This is a genomic window from Thermococcus sp. GR5, assembly GCF_012027535.1.
In the GTDB taxonomy this organism is placed as follows: domain Archaea; phylum Methanobacteriota_B; class Thermococci; order Thermococcales; family Thermococcaceae; genus Thermococcus; species Thermococcus onnurineus.
In genome coordinates, this window is the sequence record NZ_SNUN01000001.1 from 274,622 (window position 1) to 297,002 (window position 22,381).

The 22,381-nt window shown below is 51.0% G+C and carries 21 protein-coding genes; 16 read left to right on the forward strand and 5 right to left on the reverse strand.

Features of this window, described 5'->3' with window-relative positions; all coding sequences use genetic code 11:
* Nucleotides 1-10: 10 nt before the first annotated feature.
* A complete protein-coding gene (locus tag E3E33_RS01315) occupies nt 11-3,424 on the forward strand; it encodes a CARDB domain-containing protein (protein WP_167711297.1) in 3,414 nt (1,137 codons plus the stop codon).
* A 40-nt stretch (nt 3,425-3,464) separates the two neighbouring features.
* Here E3E33_RS01315 and E3E33_RS01320 read toward each other — a convergent pair whose 3' ends face one another.
* Nucleotides 3,465-4,094, reverse strand: coding sequence for a diacylglycerol/polyprenol kinase family protein (locus E3E33_RS01320; protein ID WP_012572676.1), 630 nt, complete (start codon nt 4,092-4,094; stop codon nt 3,465-3,467).
* Nucleotides 4,066-4,764 carry an HAD family hydrolase gene (locus tag E3E33_RS01325; RefSeq protein ID WP_012572675.1) on the reverse strand — a complete coding sequence of 233 codons (699 nt, stop codon included), beginning with the start codon at nt 4,762-4,764 and terminating at the stop codon, nt 4,066-4,068. Before E3E33_RS01325 ends, E3E33_RS01320 begins: the two co-directional genes overlap by 29 nt.
* 73 nt (nt 4,765-4,837) lie before the next feature.
* Between E3E33_RS01325 and E3E33_RS01330 the strand changes: the two genes are divergently transcribed.
* The 3 genes from E3E33_RS01330 to mfnA are packed head-to-tail and all read left to right on the forward strand — an operon-like array spanning nt 4,838 to nt 7,452.
* Nucleotides 4,838-5,086: a DUF131 domain-containing protein gene (locus E3E33_RS01330; protein ID WP_012572674.1), complete on the forward strand. Its 249-nt coding sequence runs from the start codon at nt 4,838-4,840 to the stop codon at nt 5,084-5,086.
* Between the two features lies 1 nt (nt 5,087).
* Nucleotides 5,088-6,263 carry a cation:proton antiporter gene (locus E3E33_RS01335; RefSeq protein WP_167711296.1) on the forward strand — a complete coding sequence of 392 codons (1,176 nt, stop codon included), beginning with the start codon at nt 5,088-5,090 and terminating at the stop codon, nt 6,261-6,263.
* Between the two features lie 37 nt (nt 6,264-6,300).
* Nucleotides 6,301-7,452, forward strand: coding sequence for a tyrosine decarboxylase MfnA (mfnA, locus tag E3E33_RS01340; RefSeq protein WP_012572672.1), 1,152 nt, complete (start codon nt 6,301-6,303; stop codon nt 7,450-7,452).
* Here mfnA and E3E33_RS01345 read toward each other — a convergent pair.
* Nucleotides 7,442-8,302, reverse strand: a complete 861-nt coding sequence (locus tag E3E33_RS01345; RefSeq protein ID WP_167711295.1) for a cation diffusion facilitator family transporter — start codon at nt 8,300-8,302, stop codon at nt 7,442-7,444. The two genes, mfnA and E3E33_RS01345, sit on opposite strands and share 11 nt — an antisense overlap.
* Nucleotides 8,303-8,727: 425 nt before the next feature.
* Between E3E33_RS01345 and E3E33_RS01350 the strand changes: the two genes are divergently transcribed.
* The 7 genes from E3E33_RS01350 to E3E33_RS01380 are packed head-to-tail and all read left to right on the forward strand — an operon-like array spanning nt 8,728 to nt 15,403.
* Nucleotides 8,728-8,955, forward strand: a complete 228-nt coding sequence (locus E3E33_RS01350) for a ribbon-helix-helix domain-containing protein (protein WP_012572670.1) — start codon at nt 8,728-8,730, stop codon at nt 8,953-8,955.
* Nucleotides 8,956-8,980: 25 nt separating this feature from the next.
* Complete coding sequence (sat, locus tag E3E33_RS01355; protein WP_167711294.1) at nt 8,981-10,120, forward strand: sulfate adenylyltransferase; 1,140 nt, start codon at nt 8,981-8,983, stop codon at nt 10,118-10,120.
* 29 nt (nt 10,121-10,149) lie between these two features.
* Nucleotides 10,150-11,085, forward strand: a complete 936-nt coding sequence (locus tag E3E33_RS01360; RefSeq protein WP_167711293.1) for a DHH family phosphoesterase — start codon at nt 10,150-10,152, stop codon at nt 11,083-11,085.
* Between the two features lie 5 nt (nt 11,086-11,090).
* Nucleotides 11,091-12,521, forward strand: coding sequence for an alkaline phosphatase family protein (locus E3E33_RS01365; RefSeq protein ID WP_167711292.1), 1,431 nt, complete (start codon nt 11,091-11,093; stop codon nt 12,519-12,521).
* 39 nt (nt 12,522-12,560) lie between these two features.
* Complete coding sequence (cysC, locus tag E3E33_RS01370; protein ID WP_012572666.1) at nt 12,561-13,106, forward strand: adenylyl-sulfate kinase; 546 nt, start codon at nt 12,561-12,563, stop codon at nt 13,104-13,106.
* An 18-nt stretch (nt 13,107-13,124) separates the two neighbouring features.
* On the forward strand, nt 13,125-13,868 hold the full coding sequence (locus E3E33_RS01375; protein WP_167711290.1) for a sulfite exporter TauE/SafE family protein: 744 nt from the start codon (nt 13,125-13,127) through the stop codon (nt 13,866-13,868).
* A complete protein-coding gene (locus E3E33_RS01380; protein WP_342764292.1) occupies nt 13,865-15,403 on the forward strand; it encodes a flippase in 1,539 nt (512 codons plus the stop codon). Before E3E33_RS01375 ends, E3E33_RS01380 begins: the two co-directional genes overlap by 4 nt.
* Here the strand turns inward: E3E33_RS01380 and E3E33_RS01385 are convergent.
* The gene (locus tag E3E33_RS01385; RefSeq protein WP_167711286.1) at nt 15,400-16,371 is read right to left on the reverse strand and encodes a sulfotransferase; all 972 of its coding nucleotides are present in this window, start codon (nt 16,369-16,371) and stop codon (nt 15,400-15,402) included. The genes E3E33_RS01380 and E3E33_RS01385 overlap by 4 nt on opposite strands.
* 108 nt (nt 16,372-16,479) lie before the next feature.
* Between E3E33_RS01385 and E3E33_RS01390 the strand changes: the two genes are divergently transcribed.
* Together E3E33_RS01390 and E3E33_RS01395 are read left to right on the forward strand one after the other, a co-directional pair.
* Nucleotides 16,480-17,484, forward strand: a complete 1,005-nt coding sequence (locus E3E33_RS01390; protein ID WP_240911993.1) for a glycosyltransferase family 2 protein — start codon at nt 16,480-16,482, stop codon at nt 17,482-17,484.
* On the forward strand, nt 17,472-18,338 hold the full coding sequence (locus E3E33_RS01395) for an alkaline phosphatase family protein (protein WP_167711284.1): 867 nt from the start codon (nt 17,472-17,474) through the stop codon (nt 18,336-18,338). The genes E3E33_RS01390 and E3E33_RS01395 overlap by 13 nt, the downstream gene beginning before the upstream one ends.
* Here E3E33_RS01395 and E3E33_RS01400 read toward each other — a convergent pair.
* Nucleotides 18,318-19,229, reverse strand: coding sequence for a glycosyltransferase (locus E3E33_RS01400; protein WP_206203304.1), 912 nt, complete (start codon nt 19,227-19,229; stop codon nt 18,318-18,320). The two genes, E3E33_RS01395 and E3E33_RS01400, sit on opposite strands and share 21 nt — an antisense overlap.
* 70 nt (nt 19,230-19,299) lie before the next feature.
* Here E3E33_RS01400 and E3E33_RS01405 point away from each other — a divergent pair, with 70 nt between their 5' ends.
* From E3E33_RS01405 to E3E33_RS01415, 3 genes are read left to right on the forward strand one after another with little or no spacing between them, the layout of a single operon-like run.
* On the forward strand, nt 19,300-20,583 hold the full coding sequence (locus E3E33_RS01405) for a UDP-glucose/GDP-mannose dehydrogenase family protein (protein WP_167711283.1): 1,284 nt from the start codon (nt 19,300-19,302) through the stop codon (nt 20,581-20,583).
* Nucleotides 20,580-21,458, forward strand: a complete 879-nt coding sequence (gene galU, locus E3E33_RS01410; RefSeq protein WP_167711281.1) for a UTP--glucose-1-phosphate uridylyltransferase GalU — start codon at nt 20,580-20,582, stop codon at nt 21,456-21,458. Before E3E33_RS01405 ends, galU begins: the two co-directional genes overlap by 4 nt.
* Nucleotides 21,451-22,353, forward strand: a complete 903-nt coding sequence (locus tag E3E33_RS01415; protein WP_167711279.1) for a glycosyltransferase — start codon at nt 21,451-21,453, stop codon at nt 22,351-22,353. The genes galU and E3E33_RS01415 overlap by 8 nt, the downstream gene beginning before the upstream one ends.
* The last annotated feature ends 28 nt before the right edge of the window (nt 22,354-22,381 follow it).

The following is a 22,381-nucleotide window of genomic DNA, read 5'->3' on the forward strand; positions in this document are numbered from 1 at the left end:
GGTGAATCCTATGAGGAAAGGCCTTGGAATTTTGATGGTGGTTTTGCTTTTTTTAAGTTTGGTTCCAGCGACTAAAATGGTAAGCGCTATGTACGGAACCAAGATAATCGACGGAGATTTAAGCGACTGGACGTCCTCGGACCTCATAACCGCCGGATGGGACAACGGGCTGGCAGGTGCAAATTTGAGCAGGATGTACATTGCCTGGGACGATAACTACCTCTACATAGCAATAACAACAGGCAACACTCAGAGCTGGGATGTTGCTTATGGTATTGGTATTGACGTTGATCCAGGAACTGGAAACGGCTACACTGGAACCAGCGATTCCTGGGGGAGGAGCATAAGCTTCGGAAACAGTTATGCCGTTGATTATGAGATTTACTTCTGGTGGGGCTGGGACACTGGAATGGGTACCGACAACTTCAACGTATGGACCGGAAGTGGTTGGACTTACAACAGCATAAGCAGCGTTGGTGGAAGCTTCGCTTACACAGGGAACACATCAACTGGATTACAAACCCTTGAAATCAAGGTGCCTTGGGAGGCACTCGGAGGAAGGCCGGACAAGGTAGCAATTATCGCTTGGGTGACTGGAAGCGGCGGTTCGGCAGTTGACAGTCTCCCGGTGGATCCTGCGATAGACTACACCAACATCGGGAACGAATGGGGAGATGCCGATACATTCACCAACCTCGCCGAAATCTACGTCGCCCCCAAGACCATAGACGGCAACCTCAGCGACTGGGGCCCGTCGGACCTCCTGGTCATTGGTCAGGACAACGGCCAAGCCGGAGCCAATCTTGGCAGAATGTACGTTTCCTGGGATGACACCTATCTCTACATAGCCATTAATACCAACAACACCGCAAGCTGGGATGTTGCTTATGGTATTGGTATTGACGTTGATCCAGGAACCGGAAACGGCTACACTACTGGTGGGGACTCCTGGGGTAGGAGCGTGGAGTTTGGAGCCGGGTACGCGATTGATTACGAAATCTACTTCTGGTGGGGCTGGGACACCGGAATGGGTACCGACAACTTTAACACATGGACTGGAAGTGGTTGGACTTACAACAGCATAAGCAGCGTTGGTGGAAGCTTCGCTTACACAGGGAACACATCAACTGGTCTCCAGACGCTTGAGATAGCAATACCATGGAGCGCCCTCGGAGGAAAGCGCTCAAAGTTCGCAATAATGGCCTGGGTTACTGGAAGTGGTGGAAGCGCGGTTGATTCTCTCCCCGTTGACCCGGCAATAGACTACACCAACATCGGGAACGAATGGGGCGACACCGACACCTTCACTAACCTGCTCGTCGGCGAATGGTTCCTCATGCCAGACCTGACCGTCAGCATCACCGGACCCGGCGTAGTTGGCCTCAACAGGGTGGGCAACTACAATGTTACTGTCAAGAACAAGGGCTCCCTGCCCGTGACTGGAGCAACGGTCAAGGTCTACATCGACGGCAACCTCTACACCAACTGGACGGCCGACCTTGGAGCAGGAGAGGAGAAGTGGTTCCTCTTCAACTGGACGCCCAACGCTACCGGAACTTACACCATAAGGGCCGTCGTTGACGAGGAGAACACCATAGCCGAAGCCAACGAGGACAACAACGAATTCGTTATGAACGTTGACGTTGTGTGGGTCGGCAACATCGACGTTGACGGAAACCCCAACGACTGGTTGGCAATTACCATTGAACCCAATTCATACACCGTCCAGAACGGATTCTTCATCTGGAGCGACCCCGTCGATGACCAGAGGCATGATAAAGACCCATACCTGCCGGGAAGAAGCTCATCGCACGCCGATCTCACAGAGGTTGGCGTAACCAGAGACGATAGGTACGTTTACTTCCTCTTCAAGTTCGCGGATATGAGCAACATCAAGATAGGGGACAACGGCGCGACCTTCATAGCGGTTCCGATAGACTACAAGGATGGCGGGGCATACTGGTTCGCCGGTGAAATGGACACCAACACTGTCATAGCGTGGGACATTCAGATGGCGGTGAACCTTGGCGGAAGCGAATACGTTGGCCAGGAGCAGGCCGTGGCTTCAGCCGGCAACAGCGTCACATCACTGCTCTACTTCGTTGACCCCGAAGGAAACGTTATCCCCGTGGACGGGGCTCTCGTTGGAGTTGACCTCACCAAGAACACCGTCGAAGTGAGAGTTCCCCTGAGCGTCTTTGATGGTGCGAGGAACTTCAACTTCCAGGTTGCCACCGGCTTCAGCTATGGCCCGGCCGTCTGGAACTTCGGAGACCCATTCGCCAACGACGGCAACAGTGATATCGTTGACACCATTACCATTGAGCCAACCACCACCCAGGAGCTGGTGGACAACATCCCGGACTACTACGTTCGCGTAACCATGGACAACATCATCGAGAGCGCTGGCCTTGTTAGTGTCAAGGTGCAGAGACTCATCCAGTACCAGAACACCTTCGTCATGATCAACAAGTTCTACGGCATAAGAAACTTCGAGAAGGACTACGCCCGCTACCAGGAGCTCGCCAGCGAGCTCAGGAACATGCCGCTAACGGATGACATAAGGAAGAAGCTCGAGCAGTACGATTCCGAGCTGATGGATCTGCTGAAGCTTTACAATGAGGGCAAGTCCATGATAGACCTGCCGAACTACGCCTTCAGTGCCTCGCTCAAGATATACCGCTCCTACACGGGCCTCAAGAAAATGGTGAGAGACCTTGAGGCCATGATCGAGAAGGCCAAGAGCGGTGAGCTGGAGAAGAAGAGAGAGATGGAGGAGCTCGCCAAGAATCTCACCAAGACCATAGACGGCAACCTTGACGACTGGAGCGTCGAGCCAGTTGCTGAGGACACCACCGGCTTCGGCCAGGATGGTGCGAACCTCAAGGCGCTCTACGTTGACTACGACGACCAGTTCCTCTACATAGCACTCACCACGGAGAACAAGGCTTCATGGAGAGTTGCCTACGGCATCTCGCTGGACTACAAGGACAGCGGCTACACTGCAGATCAAGACTCCTGGGCCAAGAAGGTGAGCTTCAGCAGGGGCATAGACGCACAGCTCTACTTCTTCTGGAACGGTGAGTTCTTCGGCGATCCCGGAACAAGCAACATAACCAGCGCCCAGCTCGTCCTCTGGAACGGAAGCTCCTGGATATACAACGATCTCAAGTGGACAGGCTTTTACGCCTACACCGGCGGCGCTGAGAACGGACTACAGACTCTCGAGATAGCCATTCCGTGGAAGGCCCTCGGAGGAAAGCCCTCTGAGATATACATCGTCGCCTACGTGACCGGTCAGGGAGCTGGAGACTCAGCAGTTGACAGCCTCCCAGACGACCCGAGCATTCACGACAGAGCGCCGGGAGAGGAGTGGACCGACGCAGATAACTTCACCACCTTCGTAAAGGTTACGATAGAGTGAGCCTCTCCCCTTTTCTGTCCTTCTTTATCTATTTGGGGCTTCAAAAGACGAGAATATCGGCCAAATACAGCACCGTCGCTATCGCCAGCTGGTTCGAGAAGTTGTCATCTGGCGGAAGGTTGTAGAATTCGGCCAGCATACCTGCAAGGGAACCGAGGACTGCTAAGGGAAGCCCCACAAGAGGCCACAGAATCAGCAGGCCTGAAATGAAGTAAGCCAGACTCCCCTCAACACTTTTGCCATTCTTAAAGCGGTGTCTTCCGAACGACTTCCCGATTATGGCCGCGAGGGCATCACCAATGGTAGCAACGGCAATTGCTCCAATGGCTATTTCCTCAGGAAAGAAGTACACCACGATGAATGCTGCCGCTGAGAAGTATATGTGCGCCGCGACGCGGTAGCGCTCGTGCTCGCGGGTTATCTCGTCTATCTGCTTTTCCAGCATCTCCACGCGCTCAATGACGTCATCGTAAACGTAGAGCCGGAGTTTTTCCTTGATTTTATCCCTCAAAGCCTCAATTATCCTGAAGGGCTCCAGAACCACGAAGATGAAGAAGGCCAATCCGATAAGAGCAAGCGTTACATCTCTCCCGAAGATGAGGTACGAGACTGGAACCGACAATCCTACGATGTGGAGGGACTTACGCTTTAGCTCGCTTTTCATGCTCATTTTTAATCACCTCCAAGGCCTCCAGCAGATCATTGACAATGTAATCGGCGTGTTTTGGGCGCCTTCCCTTGAAATAACCCCGCTTCACGAGGATGGTTGTAGCTCCAATATCTTTGCCGCCCCTCATATCAGTGTCGTCCCTGTCACCGACCATATAGATCTCCTCTTCGTGGGGAAACATACTCGTTGCCAGGCGGAAGTTGTGGGGATCAAGCTTGCTGTGGCCGGTCTCGCCGCTGATTATGAGCGCATCGAAGTAGTCCTTTATCCCGAGATACTCGAGCTTCTTCCTCTGCCAGTGGCTCGAGGAGTCCGTTATGAGCACTATCTTTGCCCCCATTTCTTTGAGTCCCTGAAGAAACGGAAGGGCGTCAGGATAGAGCTTGAGGTTCGAGAAGAAGACTCTATCAACTAGGTCCATTATCTCCTCAAACTCCTCAGGGGTTATCTTGGCGTAAACTTTTCCGAGAAGCTTCTCAACGATTTTGTCAAGATCCATCATGTGGAACTCCCGCGACTGCTCGAGCTCCCTGTAGCGGGCAGTGATTATGTAGAAGAAAGACTTGAACTTCCTCCTTCTGAGAAGGAAGGGTATAAGACGGAGGAGCGTGTACTTTCCGGCATCCCAGGTGTTGCAGAGGGTATCGTCGAGATCAACGAGCACAAGCATGTTAGCGGATTGGAAGGCGATATTTTAATTCTTTGGGTTAAGGTTTAAAAGAGGAAAAGAAAGCTCCTAATGTATGGACAAAGGAACCCTGCTCATAGCACTCGGCATGGGAATGATATTCCTCGGATTCCTCCTAGTCTTTATTGGAACTCTCTTCTCGGCTATGGGCGGAGAGGCAGAAGTCGAAAGCGGCGGGGTGATAATGATAGGCCCCTTCCCAATAGTCTTTGGCACCGGTCGAGGTGCAACGCTCGCGATGATTCTTGCGATAATTATGATGGCATTCTGGATAATAGGAGCTCTGCTCGCAAGGAGGGGATGACGTGGACTTTCTAGCGGCGCTCGCGATTCTGCTCGTGACTGCCAAGAGCATCGAGTGGCTCTTCGAGAGAGTTGGGATACACCCGATTATTGCCCACGTGCTCACAGGAATCGTGCTGGGACCCTTTGTTCTTGGAGTCATCGAACCAACCGATCAGCTCGGCGTCCTGGCCGAGTTCGGGCTCATAATGATGATGCTCTACATGGGACTCACCAGCAACTTTTCAGCCATAGCCCAGAACACGAAAAAAGCTGTGGTCGTTGCCGTCCTTGGAGTGGCTTTCTCGTTCATTCTCGGCTTTACCACGGTAGAGTTCTTCGACAAAGGCACTTCGGCGGCGATCTTCGTCGGCGTTACCCTCGGAAACACCGCAATAGAGGTGACGAGCGGCGTCCTCGTTAAGGAGCGCGTTAAAAGAGAGATTTCATCCATTCTCATGGGAGCTGCATTCGTTGACGACATACTGGCAGTTTACCTGATAGGTATAATCACCGCAATGGCCAAGGGGAGTCTCGACGCGCTTTCCCTGGGGATACTGACCGTCAAGATATTCCTTTTCATAGGAGCCACCTTATTAATCTCGGAGTTCGTCTTCAAGCGCTCCCGCTGGTTCTACTCAATAGTCAAGAACCTAAACGTCTTCTTCACCTTCACGCTAATATTAACTTTCGCCCTGGCAATAATAGCCGAAAAGGTCGGTCTCAACCAGATAATCGGCGCCTACCTTGCGGGACTGACGATAAGCAGACTGCGTGAGAGAAAAGATCCTCTCGTTGTGACCAGGATAAAGCTCAACGAACTCATTGAAGACCTCCAGGTCGTTCTTACGGAGTTCTTCATTCCGCTGTTCTTCATCTACGTCGGACTGATGTTCAACCCACCGCTGGCTAGAATAAGCCTTGCCCTGATAGGAACCCTCTACCTCGCGGCAGTGCTTGGAAAGCTTCTCGGCTGTGGGCTGGGGAGCAGGCTCTTCGGCCTGAGCTGGAAGGATTCAATCCTCGTTGGTATAGGCATGGGTGGCAGGGGAAGCCTGGAGCTGGCGATACTCACCTTTGGCCTCAACACCGGGCTCATCGATCAGACCATCTTCGCGAGCGTCATAGTCGTCTCCATGATGACAGCCTTAACGACGCCGCTGTTCTTTAAGACCTACATCAAAAGGGCAAAAGCTTAAATTGAGGGGTGTGGAGTAGTGCCAGGCTGGTGAGACCATGTTCCCGAGGAAAGGCGCGAGCGAGGAAGAAGTTTTAGCAGAGCTGGAGGAGAAAACGGCGGAGGATTTAACCTTCGATTCCGGACGGATTTTAGGTTCAATGTGCACATATCCCCATCCCTTCGCTCGGAAGGTAATCTCCCTCTACATCGACAGAAACCTCGGCGACCCCGGCCTTCACGTCGGCAGTCAGAAGATTGAGGAAGAAGCCATCCAGATGCTCTCCAACCTTCTCGGTCTTGAGAAGGGCTACGGGAACATAGTCTCCGGAGGAACTGAGGCCAACATCTTGGCCGTTAGAGCCTTCCGCAACCTCGCCGACGTCGAAAAGCCGGAGCTAATCCTCCCAAGGAGCGCCCACTTCTCCTTCCTCAAGGCGAGCGAGATGCTCAGCGTCAAGCTTGTCTGGGCCGAGCTTAAAGAGGACTACTCCGTCGATGTCAATGATGTCGAAAGAAAGATAACGGACAACACGATAGGCATCGTTGGCATAGCCGGAACCACCGGTCTAGGAGTAGTTGACGACATTCCTGCCTTGAGTGACCTAGCCATTGACTACGGTCTTCCTCTGCACGTTGATGCAGCTTTTGGAGGCTTCGTCATACCCTTCGCAAAGGAGCTGGGTTATGACCTACCCGACTTCGACTTCAGGCTTAAAGGCGTTCAGAGCATAACCATAGACCCCCACAAGATGGGCATGGTGCCCATCCCGGCAGGTGGGATAATATTCAGGAAGAAGAAGTTCCTAGAGGCCATAAGTGTTCCCGCCCCCTACTTGGCGGGAGGCAAAGTGTGGCAGGCAACAATAACCGGAACACGGCCTGGAGCAAACGCTCTGGCTGTGTGGGCCATGATAAAGCACCTCGGCTTCGAGGGCTACAAGGAGGTAGTGAAGGGGGCAATGGAGCTGAGCAGATGGTTCGCGGGAGAGCTGAAAAAGATACCCGGCGTTTACCTCATCAGGGAGCCCATGCTCAACATAGTCTCCTTTGGCACAACGAACCTGGAAGAAGTCGAGGAGAAGCTCAAAAGGCGCGGCTGGGGAATAAGCGCCCATCGTGGTTACATTAGGATCGTCATGATGCCCCACGTTAGAAGAGAACACCTAGAGGAGTTTCTAAGGGATTTGCAGGAAATCATCACTCGGTGACTCCCTTTATGTCCACGTGAACGAAGGCCCTGTCAACGTCCTCTATCTCCTCGATGCGCTCCCTCACTTCTTCGCTGATGTCATGAGCTTCCTTCAGCGTCAGCTCAGGCGGAACCTCTATATGAAGCTCGACGTGGAGCTTGCTCCCAACGTAGTGGGCCCTTAGGTCATGGACGCCGAGGACGTTGGGAACGCTCAAAGCGCGCCTTTTTATCTCCTCGCAGACTTCGAATGGTGGCGCCTGGCCGGTCAAGTAACCCACGTTCTCTAGGATTATATCGAAGGAGACCTTCACCAGGAAGAGCGCCACTATAAAGCCAGCTAGTGTATCGCCATACTGGAAGCCAAGTTTTTGCGTCCCGAGACCAAAGAGAACCGCAACACTGCTGAGAGCATCACTCCTGTGATGGTACGCATCGGCAATGATAATCTGGCTGTTGAGCTTTCTGCCGACGTGAACGGAATAGCGGAACATGGCCTCCTTCACGAGGATCGAGAGAATCGTAACCGCCAACATTACGGAATTGACCTCGATGACTTCCCCACGAAGCATTCTCCCAACAGCATCCCGCCCGATCTCGTAGGCGACTATTATTAGAGCCTCACCAATGAGAAAAGCTACGAGAGGCTCAAAGCGAGAGTGGCCGAAGGGGTGACTCCTGTCGGGGGGCTTGGATGATATCTTTATGCCGAGGTAGCCGATGACGCTCGTCACCACGTCGCTGAGGGAGTGAACACCGTCCGATATGAGGGCTATGCTCGAGTACAGAAAACCCGCGATTAGCTTAATGAAGGCAAGAAGAACATTGCCTATGATGCTGACCCATAGCGGCTTGTAGATTTCCTCCAACATATCACCCCAAAGTCACGCATATGAACACAACATTTGAACATTTCCATTCCGGATTAGCACCAAACTTTATTAGGTTTTCCAATTTTATTCGGGAATCCTAATCAAAGAACCATAAAAATAAGACCTGCGGTCAGTCCGTCACTCCATCATCACGAGTCTCAGACAAGGCTGAAATCATCATCCCAGAAAAGGTAGGGGATGGGCCTTAAAAGAGTTGCTCAGCGATCACCTTTCCTTCCTCATCGATCGGTTCGCCCATCAATCATCATCGCGCTTTGAATTTCTTCCAAGGGCTTAAAATGCTTTCCAAAGGGTATACTATCACCGCACGGTATTCCCACGGAGAATAGAAATCCTTAAATATTAGAACAGCCGCCTTAATTAAATGTCATTAAATATCATTAAAGACGGAGGTGTGTGGAATGGCCGACGAAAAGAAGTACACGACAGTTTCCATACCAAAGCCCCTCTATGACAAGATTAAAAAGAGGATAGAGGGTACTGGTTTCACTTCAGTCTCAGATTACGTTACCTACGTTCTCCGTGAGGTTCTGGCGAGCCTCGAAGAGGAGGAGAAGGAAGAAGTCTTCACCGAGGAGGAAGAGGAGAAGGTCAAAGAGAGGCTCAGGGCTCTGGGATACCTCGACTGATTCCCCAAATTTTTGAGGTGGTAGCATGGTCTCGAAGCCCCATGGAGGCAAGTTAGTCAGAAGGCTCGTCGCAGAGAGAACCCGCGAGAGAATTCTGAGCGAGCAGAAGGAGTATCCCTCCGTTAAGATCGACCACGGAAGGGCGATAGACCTCGAGAACATCGCCCATGGTGTCTATTCTCCCCTGAAAGGCTTTCTCACAAGTGATGATTTCCAAAGTGTACTCGACCACATGCGTCTGAGCGATGATACCCCTTGGACTATTCCGATAGTGATCGACATTGTGGAAAAGACCTTTGATGAGGGAGACGCGGTTCTGCTCTACTACGAAGATATACCCATTGCAAGGATGCACGTTGAGGAGATATATACCTATGATAAGAAAGAGTTCGCCCAGAAAGTCTTCAAGACCACTGATCCAAATCATCCGGGCGTTGCCAAGGTTTATTCCCTGGGTAAATACCTCGTCGGCGGTGAGATAGAGCTCCTCAATGAAGTTCCAAACCCCTTCGCCAAGTACACCCTCAGACCCGTCGAGACGAGGGTCCTCTTCAAGGAGCGCGGCTGGAGGACCATCGTTGCCTTCCAGACGAGGAACGCCCCCCACGTCGGGCACGAGTACGTCCAGAAGGCGGCGCTAACCTTTGTAGACGGCCTCTTCATCAACCCCGTCCTCGGTAAAAAGAAGAAGGGCGATTATAAGGATGAGGTCATAATCAAGGCCTACGAGACGCTATTTGAGCACTACTACCCAAAGAACGCCGCGACCTTAGCGACCGTCCGCTATGAAATGAGGTATGCTGGCCCGAGGGAAGCCATCCACCACGCCATCATGAGGAAGAACTTTGGAGCAACGCACTTCATCGTGGGAAGAGACCACGCTGGAGTCGGCGACTACTACGGGCCCTACGAGGCCTGGGATATGTTCGAGAACTTCCCTGACCTCGGCATAACCCCGATGTTCATCAGAGAGGCCTTCTACTGCAGGAAGTGCGGCGGCATGGTCAACGCCAAGATATGCCCCCATCCAAAGGAGTTCCACGCCCACATAAGCGGAACCAAGCTCAGGAAGATGATAATGGCCGGCGAGCAGCCGCCAGAATACATGATGAGGCCCGAGGTTTACGAGGTCATAAAGAGCTTTGAGAAGCCCTTCGTGGAGTGAGCTCCTTTTATTTTTGCGGGGTGAGTTAGGTGCATCTAATAGTTCATCACTGGGACACGGACGGAATAACTTCAGCGGCTTTGCTCGTCAGAGCACTCTGTTTAGAAGACTTCACAAATATGACAGCACCAATAGGCGAGTTCCGCTTCGATGAGAGGATCCGGAAGGCAATAGAAGGGGCTGAAAAGCTCTACGTGATGGACTTCAACGTTCCGGGTGAGGTGGAGAAGGTAAATATCGAAACACTCTTCATAGACCATCACACGCAGCCGAGGATAAGGAACCCGAAGGTCAAACAGATTAACCCCTCACTCGACGGTGAATATTATCCATCGGCCTCGCTGGTAGTTTCCGAGTACTTCGGCCTCTGGAACGCCTGGAGCGCCCTTGGCGCAGTCGGTGACATCGGGGAGAGGGCTTTTGAGATTCCTCGTGTTAATGAGATCCTCGATAGGGAAGGCCTATCACGGGAGGAGGCTTTAAGGCTCGTCGAGCTGATGGACTCGAACTACATAGCCGTGGACAGAGAAGCCGTTGAAGATGCCGTTGCAGTTCTGCTCAGTCAAGAAACTAAAGAGCTCCTTGAATACGAGCCGTGGGTTAGGAGAGCGGATGAGATAAGACGCACAATAGAGGAAGCCCTCTCAAGTGTAGCTGAGAGGAACGGCTTCGCAATAGTCGAGTTCGAGAGTCCGTTCAACATAATCTCCAAGGTTGCACGGAGGCTCGTCTGGGAAATGGGCTTTAGAGGTGCCGTCGTTGTCAATAAGAACTTCCACGGGAAGGTTCAACTCTACTTCAGGGTCTCGAAGGAGGAAGCCGAAAGGATAGACATGGCAGAAGTCATCGAGAGGCTCCGCACCCTCGGAACAAACACTGGCGGCAAGAGGGAAGTCCTCGGTTGCGTATGTGAGAGGGATAAAATCGAAGATGCGCTTAAAATCGTTGAGGAATATCTGAGGTGAGAAGTATGGAGTTTGAGAAGAAGGTTAGGGAGGGTATGACGGAGACCAAGAAAGTCTTTGTGATAGGCCTTGACTCGGCCCCGCCGGAACTCCTCTTCGGGCGCTTTCTTGGCGACATGCCCAACGTCAGGAGGCTCCTTGAGCGCTCAATTTACGGCCCCATGAAGACGGGCATCCCAGCGATCACTATCCCCATGTGGATGGTCATGGTCACGGGCAAAACTGCCGGTGAGCTCGGTCTCTACGGCTTCAGGCACAGGACGGGCTACAGCTACACCGACTACTGGATAGCCCACAGCAAGAAAGTTAAGGAGCCGACCGTGTGGGACTACCTCGGCGAGCGCGGAAAGAGATCGATAATAGTTGGTGTTCCCCCAACATACCCGCCAAAGCCGATAAAGGGCCATCTAGTTAGCTGCTTCATAACACCAGATGCGAGCGTTGATTACACATACCCGAAGGAGCTGAAGGGCGAGATAGAGAGGCTCGTCGGCGAGTACATCTTCGACGTCCCCTTCAGGAAAGAGGCCAAGGACGAGGTCAAGGAAGACATCTGGGAGATGACGGAGAAGCGCTTCGAGGTTATCCGCTACCTCCTTCAGGAGAAGGAGTGGGACTACTTCCACTTCGTCGAGATAGGCCTCGACAGGCTTCACCACGCCTTCTGGCGTTACTTCGACGAGAACCACCACCTCTACCCTGGGAAGGGGAACAAATACGAGAACGTCATTCCGGACTACTACAAGCTACTGGATAAGGAGATAGGCGAGACGCTCAAGCTCATAGACCTAGACGAGACGGCCGTCTTCATAGTTTCCGACCACGGCATAAAAGGCATGCACGGCAACTTCGCCGTCAACCAGTGGCTCATCGAAGAGGGCCTGCTGAAGGTCAGGAACCCGGAGGTTATCCACAGCGGTAAGGTAATCCGCTTCGAGCAGCTGGATGTGGACTGGAAGGAGAGCACGGCCTGGGGATGGGGCGGCTACTATTCGCGTGTCTTCCTCAACGTCCTCGGAAGGGAGAAGGAGGGCAGAATACCCCTATCAAAGTTCGAAAGCGTCCGCGATGAGGTTGCGGAGATGATAAAGTCCATACGCGGCCCGAACGGCGAGAAATGGGACACGAAGGTCTTCTACCCTGAGGACATCTACCCCGTCGCAAAGGGAAGCAAGCCAGACATTATGGTCTACTTCGACAACCTCAACTGGAGAGCAGCAGGGACCCTCGGCCACCCGAGCAACTATTTACCTGAGAACGACACTGGTCCAGATGATGCGAACCACTCGGAGCTTGGAGTGTTTTCCATGTACCTGCCGGGCATGGACGAGTCAAAGCACACCCAGCTGACCATCTACGACTTCGCGCCGACGGTGCTCAGGCTCTTTGGAATAGAGGAGCCGCTGGTGGGGATGCATGGGAGGAGCATCCTCTGAGTTCCCAAATTTTGATCACTGAAATGGGGGAGAGTTGAAATGTCCGGGTTAAGGAACCTAGAGAAGGGCTTTACGATATGGCTCACGGGGCCGAGCGGTGCCGGAAAGACTACTCTAGCTGTCAAACTTGCCAAGAAACTCAGAGAAATGGGCTACCGCGTGGAAATACTCGACGGCGACACAATAAGGAAGACGCTCTATCCGGAGCTCGGCTTTTCTAAGGAAGCGAGGGAGATGCACAACAGAATCGTCATCCATATGGCCAAGCTCCTCTCAAGAAACGGCGTTATAGCGATAGTCTCACTGATCTCTCCGTATAGAGCAGTTAGAGAGCACGCAAGAAAGGAGATAGGAAACTTCATAGAGGTCTACGTCTACGCCCCGCTGGAGGTCAGAATACAGCGCGACCCGAAGGGGCTCTATGCAAAAGCCCTGCGCGGCGAAATAAAGGGTCTCACTGGCTACGATGGCGTTTACGAAGAACCCGAGAACCCGGAGGTAAAGGTGGACAGCTCAAAGATGACGCCTGAGGAAGAAGTTGAACTCGTTATTCAGAAGGCCAGGGAGCTTGAGTACCTGCCGTGACGCCCACGGGGGAAGGGCATGGAGGAGCTGATAATTTTCGTCGGTCTGGGCCTCCTCGTGGGCTTCCTCGTCGGGTTAACCGGCGTAGGTGGAGGAGCCCTAATGACCCCCTCCCTTATATTCCTCGGCGTGGAGCCGCTTATAGCGGTAGGCACAGACCTGCTCTACGCCACCGTAACGCGGATTTTTGGTGTCTTCTTCCACCACAGGAGGGGCAGGATAAGGTATGACGTATCACTGAGGCTTTTCGCAGGAAGTCTGCCCGCGATAGCCCTTGGTGGACTGATACTCAGAGAAATAAACAAGGAGGTCCTCAACGACTACCTAACACTTCTCCTCGGCCTTATTCTGGTCATCAGCGCGGTTCTGAGCCTTCTCAAGGGTGAGCTTCACGTTCCGATAAAGCCGAGGTGGGCTTACGTTTATCTCCTCGGCTTCATCGTTGGACTTACCGTGCAGTTCACCTCCGTCGGAGCTGGCGTCATAGTGAGCTTCACACTGATGAACGTGGCGAGGCTTGATCCGAAAGAAGTTGTCGGCGTTACGATAGTCTATGGGCTAGCCCTTTCGACCTTCAGCTTCCTCAACTATGCCCTCATGGGAAGCGTGGATTATCACCTTGCAGCTGCGCTGATCCTCGGTACGCTGCCCGGCGTTTATTTTGGGACCCACGTGAACACGATGGCAGATAGGGAGAAGCTTAAAAGGGTGATAAACATCATAATCCTGCTGATAGGCGTCTTCACACTTCTCAACAGGTGAGGAATTTGGACGAAGTCAACCGGGCACTGCAGAAAATAGCCAGGGGGACGGGAATAGTATTCGCGGGAACCGTAGCAACGATGCTGCTGACGTTTCTAAGCAGGGTGATAATAGCGCGCTATTTTGACAGGTATCAGTATGGTTCCTTCACGTTAACCATAACAATCCTGAGCATAGCCATGACTGTTGCCATAATGGGCTTTCAAAGCGGCATTCCAAGGGAACTCTCGCGGTACAGGATGGAGGTGCCCGAGAAAATCAGCGCTCTTATATCAACGGCCCTTCTGATGACCTCAGTAACATCCCTGATTATGACCGCAGTTACAGCAATCCTAGCACCTCACCTCGGCTTAATGCTCAATGATATTTATCTCCCTAGAACCCTCAGACTGGCCTCACCGGCCCTTCCATCCATGGCCCTCCTGATGATTCTCGTCGCCATTTCTAGAGGTTTTGGCAGGGTGAGAGAGAACCTTTATTACAGGAACATCCTCTCACCTCTGCTCTTTCTCACTATCCTCGTCGCGGGACTCTTTTTGGGGCTTGGCTTTACCTTTGTTTTCATTGCTTATGTGTTTGCCCAGTTCCTAACGATGGGAGCACTAGCGTTTGAGATGATCCGCCTAGGGCTTTTGCCAAAGAGGTTTACCTTTGACCGGGAACTTGGAAAGGAGCTGTTCATATTTTCTCTCCCACTACTGCTGACAGGGATACTCGACTACGTCATGGGATGGACCGACTCAATCATGCTGGGTTACTACTTTGACCCGGACGTCGTGGGCCTCTACAACGGTGCGGCACCCATAGCCAGGCTTATTCCCCTGTTCCTCAACTCGATGGGCTTTCTTTACATACCAATAGCCACCACCTTCTTCACCACAGGCAATATTGAGGGCCTGAAAAAGCTCTATCGAACCACAACGAGGTGGGTCTTTCTTCTGACATTTCCAGTCTTTGTTTTTATCTTTGCCTTTCCAGAGGTAACAATAGGACTATTTTTCGGTTCCAAATACGTCGAGGCAGGCACAGCACTGAGAATTCTGGCAGCAGGTTTTGTGTTCCACGTTCTCCTCGGCCTCAACGGAATGAGCCTTACCGTAATCGGGGAGACAAACGCCAACCTCGTCGGCAACTTCTTCGCATCAGTCGCTAACGTGGTTCTCAACATTCTCCTTATACCAATCTATGGAATAGAGGGCGCGGCAACGGCAACTGCCGTTTCATACATCATCGCGAACATATTCCGCACCTCATGGCTCTACAAGAAGACAGGGGTACACCCCTTTAGCAGGAGCTACCTCAAGCAACTCTTTGTTGGAATCGGTATGATTGTCATTCTCAAACTCGCCAACGTATCCGCCTCCAGCATATGGGCCGCGCTGGGCGTTCTGGTGATCTTCTTTGTTGTTTATTTCGCGCTGATACTAGTCCTCAGGAGCGTCGAGAAGGAGGACATCGAGCTCCTCTTCGCGGTAGAGAAGAAGTTTGGGGTCAGCCTTGGAATGCTGAGAAAGATATTGGAGAGGTTCGTCTAAAACGGTGGACGCCAGTTCAGAAGGGCATCGTAGTCTGGCTCCGGCTCCTCCGTGTAGAAGTCCATGCCAAACCACGAGACTACCTTCAGGATGTCCTCAACCTGCCTCTCGCTAAGTTTTTCGCGCCACTTTATCAGCTGCCTGGGGGTGCCTATGTAGTCCCTTCCGTAGGTCTTCCGGGTTACTTTGCTGGGCGTTTTTATCCGCTTTACGGCCCCCTCTGGCACTTCCTCTTCGATGTATCCAAAAATTCCCTTCAGCTCCCCCTCCGGATTCACAACGAGACGCTCATAGATCACAGTGTACCATGGATACGGCTTCTTAGAGGCCAGAGGAATGTAGTTTTCAAAGGCCCAGATGGCGGCCAGACGCTCTATCTCGGAATTGATCCCTCTCAGACGCGTGACAAGCTCCCAGTTCTCCGCAAGCTCTGGAACCTTGTTGACCTCGTTCAGGAGCTGCTCTATGGTTATCTTCGAGAAGAATCCCGTGGCGAGCTGGGAGGCTATCGTGGCGCAGGGATGTCTGATTATGAAGTAGAGACCCCTAAGCCGGAAGTTCCCCGCCACCCAGGGGAGGACGGTGTTGGCCCTCACGAACTTGACGACCAGTCTAGACGCCCTCAGCCTAGAAAGCATAGGGCGACGGTAGGGAAACATCGCGTGAACCCTCCCTGAGAAGACCCTCTTAAGGTAATCATTAAGCCAGGCCAGCTCGGCATCGTCGGGAACGTAGGGGGTGTACGGAAAGCCGTCCCTTCCGAACTCGGGATACCATCTGGGGTGGAACGGCTCAAACACTGACTTGTAGCCCGGAATGGACTCAAGAAGCTCCATTAACCAGGTCGAGCCGGAGCGGGGGCTTCCAAATATCGCTATAGTGTCCTCTGTTCTGTAATCGTGAAGGAATGATGCCAGTTCATCGACAGAGTGATTAAAGCGGGCGAGCAACTTTTCGGCAACTCCCATATTGCTCCCTCCAGCAACCGAGTTTGTGATTGGGAACCTCGGGTTATATAGTTTGTTGAACCAAAAGACTATTGAAAGGCACTCCGGTTTCTTACCATCGTGAGAAAAATGCTCGAGGTCTCGGTCGTTATATCGACGCTCTACAAGAGGCCGGAAGAGCTGGCTGAGTGCCTCAGATCAATAGCAGGGCAGAGCGTAAAGCCGATCGAGGTCATTCTCATCAACGGTGCGCCTTCAAGGGAGGAAAAGAGAAAGGTCGAGAGCGAGATAAAGCTCCTGAGGTCCAGGGGAATCGCGGTCAAGAGGTTCCACCTTCCCAGCTGCAGTCTCCCCCACGCCAGGAACGTCGGGGCAAAGATGGCCAGGGGTGATGTAATCCTCTTCCTAGACGACGACGTGATCTTGGAAAGGGACTACCTGAAGAATGTTATCCTAACCTACGAGGAGCACCCAGACGCCATGGGTGTTCAGGGCTTTATAACCAACAGGATAAACCCAAACAACCCGCTCATCAGGTTCGGTTTTCTGAAGTTCCTCTGGTGGCTCCTCCAGCGCGGCTACTACGAGGTCGATGTTCACAAACAACTCCCCTCACTCTTTGAGGTTCTCCCATACCGTGTCACCCGGGTGATAAGGCGAGAGAGCTTCAGCGGAACGAACATGTCATTCAGGAGGGAGGTCTTCAGGCACCTGGAGTTCGACGAGAGGCTGAAGGAATACGCCGTTGGGGAGGACAAGGACTTTTCCTACAGACTCCACAGGCTCTTCCCGGGGTCTCTCTACCAGACTCCCCACGCGAGGCTGGTGCATCAGGAGGCCCCGGCCGGAAGACTTGCCTCAAGGGGGTTTGAGGTCATGAGGCAAGTTTATCATCTTTACCTGTTCTACAAGCTCTTCGAGAACACGCTCCCCAACAGGATTCGCTACGCCCTCGGAAGAATGGGGGACCTGTTGCTTTACTCAATCCTGTTCGCGACCTCAGGCTTTAAAAGGGAGAACGCCCGTAGGATAATTTACATGATTGAGGGTCTGGTGATGGCGACCCTCAACAGGAACAGGATTAAGAAGAGAGGTAAACTTCTGGACGGAGCGGGTTCCTCATGGGGAGAATAATAATCCTGGGCATAGATGGGCTGGAGTACGACCTGGTGAGGGAGTGGAACCTGAAGTACCTGCAACAGAGGGCGTTCACAAAAACCGATCTCTCGGATTTTGAGGTAATCGTAACCCCGCCGATATGGGCATCGATGCTCACGGGGAAAAAAATACCTGAGATAGAGGAGCCGTTTATAAGGAGGCAGAAGTTCATAGCCAAAAAAGGCAACATAACCCGGGTCAGGACACCGTGGTATGTCAAGCTCGGGGCAAAGATACTCCCCCTTCCAATAAGGAGAATGCTGGGGGATTGGATAACTTCAAATCCATTTGAAGCCACCTACGATTATCTCTTGAAGAATAAAAAGTACCCCACAATCTTCGACTACTTCGACAAGACCTGGACGAACGGCATTCCATCCTACGGGAGGAACGTCTCGAATCCAGAGACAAAAGCAGCTATGAGAGAAGCCATAAAGGGTAACCTCAAACCCCTAGTGGAATACGCAATGATGACTTACAAGCAGGATAGAAGGGCTCTCTTTGATGCACTTGATAGGGACTACAAGCTCATCTTCTGGTACACACCCTTCCTCGACGAGATTTCTCACTTCTACATTAGGAAAAAGCTAAAGCTGATGAACCTCTACTTTGATGTGAATAAGCTTGTCAAAGAAGTCTCAGAGAAGCTGGACGAAGGTGATGTGCTCTACATAATTTCTGACCATGGAATGGAGCCAATTCCCGGTGACCCACGCGGTGGAGACCACTCCGACCACGGCTTTTTCAGCAGCAATACTGGGGAGCTTATAGAGAAGCCCCAAGATCTGTTCAGGCTCGTGGTTAGCAAATCAAAGTCCAGTCATCATTAGAACCTTCTTCATATTGTTGAGGACACTCATGTCTTCCTTCGCGAACTCTCTTATTCTTTTTGGCAGAAGGTAGGGCTCCCGCTTGGAGTATGCGGCAAAATAACCAACAAACAGACCGGCAGCTTTTGTAGGATCGTCAAAGAGAGTCACAAAGAGAACTCTAAAGAGTAGGGAAACAGGACTCACTCCGAGATGATAGTTGGCTCGTCCCTGCCGTATGTAGGCTCTAAAAAACCCGTCCCTACTCTGAGTTGGTCTTAACTGGAGGGCTATTGCATCAATAACCTGGGTAACTTCCCACCCCTTAATTCTCGCGAGGTAGTTTGAAACAACATCAGGTGTGTAGAATCTTCGATAACCGCCAATATCATCGAAGCATTTCCTGCGGAACAATCGAGGACTTCCACGGGGATGATTGGGATTTGTCCTTTCCCAGTAGATGCGTTTTCCATGGGGGGTTTTCAGGTAAACTCCACCACTCGCTATTCCAAGCCGAGAATTCTTGTGGAAACGGAAAATAAGCTTCTCAAAGAACCTCCTCTCAAGGATGAAATCTGCATCAACAAGACCAATGTAGCCGTATGGAACGCCGCTCTCGTGAGCGATCCTCCTTGCAACGCTGAAGCCTGTCCTCACGACTTCGGAGTATCTCATGGTCGCGTCGTACTCGAAGAACTCATCATTCATGCTATGACCCACTATCCAAGGATGCCTAGACTCAAGCGAAGATATTATCTCGCTGGTCCTATCAGTGCTGTTGTCGTTGACTATAATCCAGAGCTTGGGTTTCAGCGTCTGATTAACAATGCTCTTGGCAAGTAGGGGGAGGTTATCTTCCTCATTCTTGGCAGGTGTAACCAGTATGTAGCCCCATGTCTTCATACTTCGCATATCAATCAGAAAAAAGACGCACATGAAGTTTATAAGGCTCACGCAACAGTATTTTATTTGGGGGATCATAATGAGAGTTTCCATCATCGGCTCCGGCTATGTTGGTCTTGTAACTGGCATGGGCTTTGTAAAGCTTGGCAACGATGTCGTCTTCGTCGACGTTGATGATAAGAAAACCGAAATGATAAACAATGCAAAGCCCCCAATCTATGAAGAAGGTCTGGAAGACCTCATGAGCCAATTCAAAGATAAATACTATGCAACAAAAGACTACAGAGAAGCAATACTGAACTCTGATGTTACCTTCATATGCGTCGGAACGCCTTCCAGAAAGGATGGCTCAATAGATTTAACCTACATCAAAAAAGCAAGCGAAGAAATTGGTAGAGCCTTAAAAGAAAAAGAGGGTTATCACGTTGTCGTTATCAAGAGCACTGTTCTTCCAGGCACTACAGAAGAAATCGTAAAGCCAATCCTTGAGAGTTACTCTGGCAAAAAAGCTTTTGAAGATTTTGGCCTTGCAATGAATCCCGAATTTCTGAGAGAGGGAGTAGCATTAAGAGACTTCTTAAATCCAGATAGGATAATAATTGGAGTGCAAGATGATAAAACCAAAGATGTCCTCGAAAAACTCTACGTCTCAATAGATGCCCCCAAACTTATCGTTGGCATAAAAACTGCCGAAATGATAAAGTACGCCTCAAATGCTTTTCTCGCAACGAAGATAAGCTTTGCGAACGAGATCGGTAATATCTGCAAGAAGCTTGGAATTGATTCCTGGAAGGTTTTCGAAGGGGTCGGATTGGATCATAGGATAAGTCCTCATTTCTTCAGGACGGGAATTGGATGGGGAGGCTCCTGCTTCCCAAAGGACGTTAGAGCATTAATTAGCAAGGCAAAAGAAATCGGAGAAGAACCCTTGATCCTTGAAGCAGTTGTGGAAGTCAACGAGAGACAGCCGCTAAAACTCATTGAACTTCTTAAGAAGCACGTTCCGGAACTTGAAGGTAAGACTATTGGAGTTCTTGGTTTGGCATTCAAGCCGAACACAGATGATGTCAGAGAGACAAGAGCGTATCCAGTAATTAAAAAACTCCTCGAGGAGAAAGCCCAAGTAATAGCCTATGACCCCAAAGCTATGGAGAACTTCAAGCATGCGTATCCAGATGTAGGGGCAAAAATTCAGTATGCTGATTCAGCTGGACAAGTAGTAGAGGCCACTGATGTCATTCTTATAGTCACCGAATGGAAAGAATTCGAAGAGCTTGATTACTCTGGAAAAATTGTCATCGATGGAAGACGCATTAGGGCCGCTGAGAGAACTGCAAAGATTTATGAGGGGGCCTGCTGGTGAAGGTTAGGAAAGCAGTTATTCCCGCCGCGGGGCTTGGGACGAGGATGTTGCCCATAACAAAATCAATGCCAAAAGAGATGCTCCCAATAGTCGATAGACCCGTCATACATTATGTGGTTGAAGAGGCAATACAGGCCGGTATTGACGACATTCTCATAATCACTGGAAAAGGGAAGAGAGCCATCGAAGACTACTTTGATAGAAGCTTCGAGCTGGAATATTACTTGAGAGAGAAGGGCAAAGTGGAGGAGCTCCGAGAGATTGAGGAAATAGGTGAGATGGTGGACATCTACTACGTGCGCCAGAAGAGGCCTTTGGGACTGGGAGATGCAGTGCTCCACGCCGAAAAACATGTCAATGGAGAGCCCTTTGCTATTCTGCTTGGTGATGACATAATACTGAGCCAGAAACCCGCAATAGCTCAGCTTATAGATGTTGCCAAGAAGAAGAATGCACCTGTTATAGGAGTGGAAAATGTACCATGGGATCTCGTGAGTAGGTATGGAATCATCGAGGGGGAACGGATTGAAAATTGCCTCTACAGAATAAAGAACCTAATCGAGAAGCCCTCCCCTGAGGAGGCGCCGAGCAACGTCGCGATAATCGGTAGGTATATCCTTACCCCTGAAATCTTTGACGTGTTGAGAGAAACTTCCCCCGGAAAAGGCGGTGAGATACAGCTCACGGATGCCCTGAAATCTCTGCTGCAGGAGAATGAGATGTTCGCAAAGAAAATAAACGGAAGACGCTATGATGTGGGAAGCAAAGCGGGGTTCATAATAGCCAACATCGAACTGAGCATCGCAAGGAAGGATCTTCGAAATCACATTCTCCAGCACATGGAAAAAATCCTTAGGGAGATCCGCGATGGTTAAACCCACGGTCTCCGTCATAATCCCCACACACAACAGGGCCAAACTCTTGAAAAGAGCAATAAACAGCGTGCTTAGGCAGACATTTGAAGACTTCGAGCTGATAGTGGTCGACGATGCCTCCTCCGATAACACCCCTGAAGTCGTAGAGAGCATAAAAAACGGCAGGATAAGGTACATTCGCCTTGAAAAAAATTCTGGAGGTCCAGTAGCAAGGAATACTGGCATTAAAAAGGCGAAAGGTAGATTCATAGCCCTGCTCGATGATGATGACGAGTGGCTACCGAATAGGCTGGAACTTCAGGTTAAAAAGTTTGAAAACTTGGAGAAGGATGTGGGAGTTGTCTATGGCGGCTTTTACTATGTCTCACAAGATACAGAAGAAATCCTCGGAAAACGCCTTCCCAAATATCGAGGAAACGTCTATAACAACTTCCTGAAGGAGAACTTTGTGGGCAGTCCAACACTCTTAATAAGGAGAGAATGTTTTAAAAAAGCGGGACTCTTTGACCCAGAGCTCAAAAGCTCTCAGGACTGGGACATGTGGCTTCGGATAGCGAAGTATTACAAGTTTGAGTACGTGCCAACGGTGGTTGCAAAATACTACGTTCACGGCCACCAGATAACGTTTAACATGAAAAAATACATCTCAGGAAGAGAGAGATTCATATGGAAGTACCCGGACATATACAAAAACTCCCAAATACTAAGCATTCATTTAAGCCAGATGGGCCTGCTCTTAATCCTAAGTGGAAACACTAAGAAAGGACTGAGATATCTAACAAAATCCATTGCAATGGCACCCCTCAATATGGAAAACTACCATAAACTCCTAGAACTTGCTCTCGACTCGCGCTCAGTAGAGTATATCAAAAAAATACTCCAGTTTAACCGATAGCACACTACATTTTTAAACTCAGCTCGAA